Below are 2,604 nucleotides of genomic sequence, written 5' to 3'. Positions count from 1 at the left end.
GTAATTGATCCATTTCCCCCATTATTCCAAGGCGGCCAGATTCATGGCTAAATCTTGGTCATGGGTATTCCACGGCAACAATGCTTCAATTTCATCGACGGTCGTCGCCAACGGCAGGCGTTCCACTACAAACCGCAGCCACGCGTAAGGCTCGCGGCCATTGGCTTTGGCCGTCTCCAGCAGCGAGTACAGTACCGCACTGGCATGAGCGCCCGCAGGTGTGTCAGAGAAGAGCCACGCTTTTCGACCCACCACGAAGGGCCTGATGGCCGATTCGGCGGGGTTGTTGTCGATGGGCAAGTCCCCCCGCTCGGTATACCGGACCAGCCGGGACCAGACCTTGTGCAAGTACCCCAGCGCTTCGCCCAGTTTGCTCTTCGGGGTGACCACGGGCAAGGTGTCATCGAGCCAGGTGCGCAGTTTTTGCAGCACCGGCAGGCTACGGGTTTGCCGGGCCTCGAAGCGTTCGGCATCAGAGGCGTCTTTGAGCTGGGCTTCTATGCGATACAGTTTACCGAACAGGTCCAGCGCATGATCGGCGCGGGCACTTTTGCCATTGGGGCTGGAACGTTTGGCTTCAACAAACTTTCTACGGGCATGAGCGGCACAGGCCAAGTGTTCGACACCCGCCCCACGCGCCACGGGCGCATAACCCTCGTACCCGTCCGTCATCAGGTAACCCTGCCAGCCTTCGAGCAGGCGCACCGGAATCTGCCCCGAACGGCTCGAATGGTAGTCAAACAGCACCACCGGTTTGCCCGGCGGCCCGCCGCGTTGCACCCACATATAACTGGTGCTCGTCGGACTTCGTCCGGGCTCTTTCAGTACCTGGACCGTAGTTTCGTCCATATAGATGACGGGGCTGTCGAGCAAGGCATCGCGAGCCAGGTTGTGCAGCGGCTGCAGGGCCTGGGCCAGTTTGATGATGCCTCGGGCCAGACTTTGGCGGGGTACGTCAACGCCGTGACGGGCCAGCACTTTTTCAAAGCGCGCCAGCGGCAAGCCGTCAACGTATTTCACCACGGCCAGCATCGCCAGGAAACCGGCGCTGAAGTTGCTGCGGGGCAGCACCTGAGCCGGGGCCGGCATTTGCACCGGCGCCTGATCGCCTTTAACGCAGGCATAACGCGGGCGCACGGTACGAATCACCCGGATCTGCATGGGCACGATATCGAGCTGTTCGCTGACGTCTTCGCCGATGCGCACCATGGGCGTGCCGCAATCACACACGCGCTGCTCTTCGGGCACGTCAATGACGTGTTCGATACGCGGCAATTCGGGGGGCAGCGCGCGACGGTGCCCCCGCTTGGGTTTCTTTTTATCGCCCGACGCTTTACCCGAATCTGTGTCGTCGCTGTCGTCGTCGTGCTCGTCAGGCGTTTGAGGCGCCTGATCGACCAGGGTTTCGGCTTCGTTGAACAGCTCGCCCTGATGCGATTCGCTACTGGGGCCGAAGCGCCGATGGCGGCTCAAGCGCCATTGCTCGAGAATGTACTGGATTTTTTCGGCAACGCCGGCGGCAATGCCCTCGTCGATCTTGGCTTGCATGTCTGCAGCCAGTTCGGCAGCGACACGGCGTTCAATCCGTTCGCGCTCAATGGCGATTTGGCGTTGGTAGTCAGCCTCAAGCGCCTGGCGATGGACTTCGAGTTGGGCGTGAAGTTGCGATTGAACCAACGCCTGAATGTCAGGCTCGAGATTGGCCCGTAACAGGGCCAGCATGCGTTCACGCTCAGCCTGCAACGCCGTTTCAAACGCCTCGACAGAGGTCGGCAAATCAACCGATTTGACGCGTGAAGAACGATTGGAATTGAGGGCGGCGGCATGCGTTTCAGACATGCCGTATTATACCTCATAAAGTCATATAACTGATTGATAATTCAATGTTTTATGCGGATAATTTGCCCATAAATCAAAGCCTTCCAACAACCACTCAAGCTCCCTGAGATCGATCGTCTGCGTCGCTGGACAATCGCCCGAAGGCCAGGCAAACCGGTCTTTCTCAAGGCGCTTTTGCCACAGACAGAACCCGTTGCGATGCCAGTAAAGGATTTTCAGGCGCGTGCGTTGGCGGTTGGCAAACACGAACAGCGCATCGCCAAAGACGTTCAACGACAATTCGGCCTGAACCAGGGCCGCCAGGCCATCAATTTGTTTTCTGAAGTCGACCGGCACGCAGCACAGGTAGACCTGACTGATAGAGGCGCCCGGGTGCATCAGCGCACCTGTGCGGTCAGGGCCAGACTGACCTGGGCCAACCACTGAGGGCTGGGCAGGGACGACAACTCCAGGCGCAGACCCGATCCCAGTATCAGGACAGAGTGAGAGTTGGTAGCGTCACGTACGGTATTGACGCAGACAGAAACAAAACGTGCTGACGGCGGTGGCGCACCATTCGAGTGCTCAAGCGCCAGTGGTTGTGGTCCCTGGATTTGTGCGCGCAGGCGTCGGCGCCAATAATAAAGGCTCGACTCATCAAGCCCCTCACGCCGGGCATAGGCCTTGACCGCAATGCCCTCACGGGCAATGGCATTCAAATGAAATTCCCACCAGGCCTGACCCGGCCCTCTGGTTGTTGACATCGGTGACTCCACGAAAAACAAG

2 protein-coding genes and 1 pseudogene are annotated in these 2,604 nt (G+C 59.1%); all 3 read right to left on the bottom strand.

Annotation, left to right across the window (positions count from 1 at the left end):
- Positions 1 to 21 precede the first annotated feature (21 nt).
- Positions 22 to 1,581: pseudogene (tnpC, locus tag GTU67_RS15070) on the bottom strand (IS66 family transposase); the annotation flags it as partial.
- Positions 1,582 to 1,860: 279 nt separating this feature from the next.
- On the bottom strand, positions 1,861 to 2,217 hold the full coding sequence (tnpB, locus tag GTU67_RS15065; RefSeq protein WP_060446882.1) for an IS66 family insertion sequence element accessory protein TnpB: 357 nt from the start codon (positions 2,215 to 2,217) through the stop codon (positions 1,861 to 1,863).
- Positions 2,217 to 2,582 (bottom strand): IS66 family insertion sequence element accessory protein TnpA, encoded by a 366-nt coding sequence (tnpA, locus tag GTU67_RS15060; RefSeq protein ID WP_093971838.1) that lies wholly within the window; start codon positions 2,580 to 2,582, stop codon positions 2,217 to 2,219. The genes tnpB and tnpA overlap by 1 nt, the downstream gene beginning before the upstream one ends.
- Positions 2,583 to 2,604 lie beyond the last annotated feature (22 nt).

It is taken from the genome of Pusillimonas minor (genome assembly GCF_014237865.1).
In the GTDB taxonomy this organism is placed as follows: domain Bacteria; phylum Pseudomonadota; class Gammaproteobacteria; order Burkholderiales; family Burkholderiaceae_B; genus Neopusillimonas; species Neopusillimonas minor.
The sequence above is the reverse complement of the archived record's forward strand: the minus strand, read 5'-3'. Positions and strand labels throughout refer to the sequence as shown.

Coding starts and splice junctions, on each gene's coding strand:
- tnpB (WP_060446882.1), bottom strand. CDS start 2,217: ATGCACCCGGGCGCCTCTATCAGTCAGGTCTACCTGTGCTGCGTGCCG.
- tnpA (WP_093971838.1), bottom strand. CDS start 2,582: ATGTCAACAACCAGAGGGCCGGGTCAGGCCTGGTGGGAATTTCATTTG.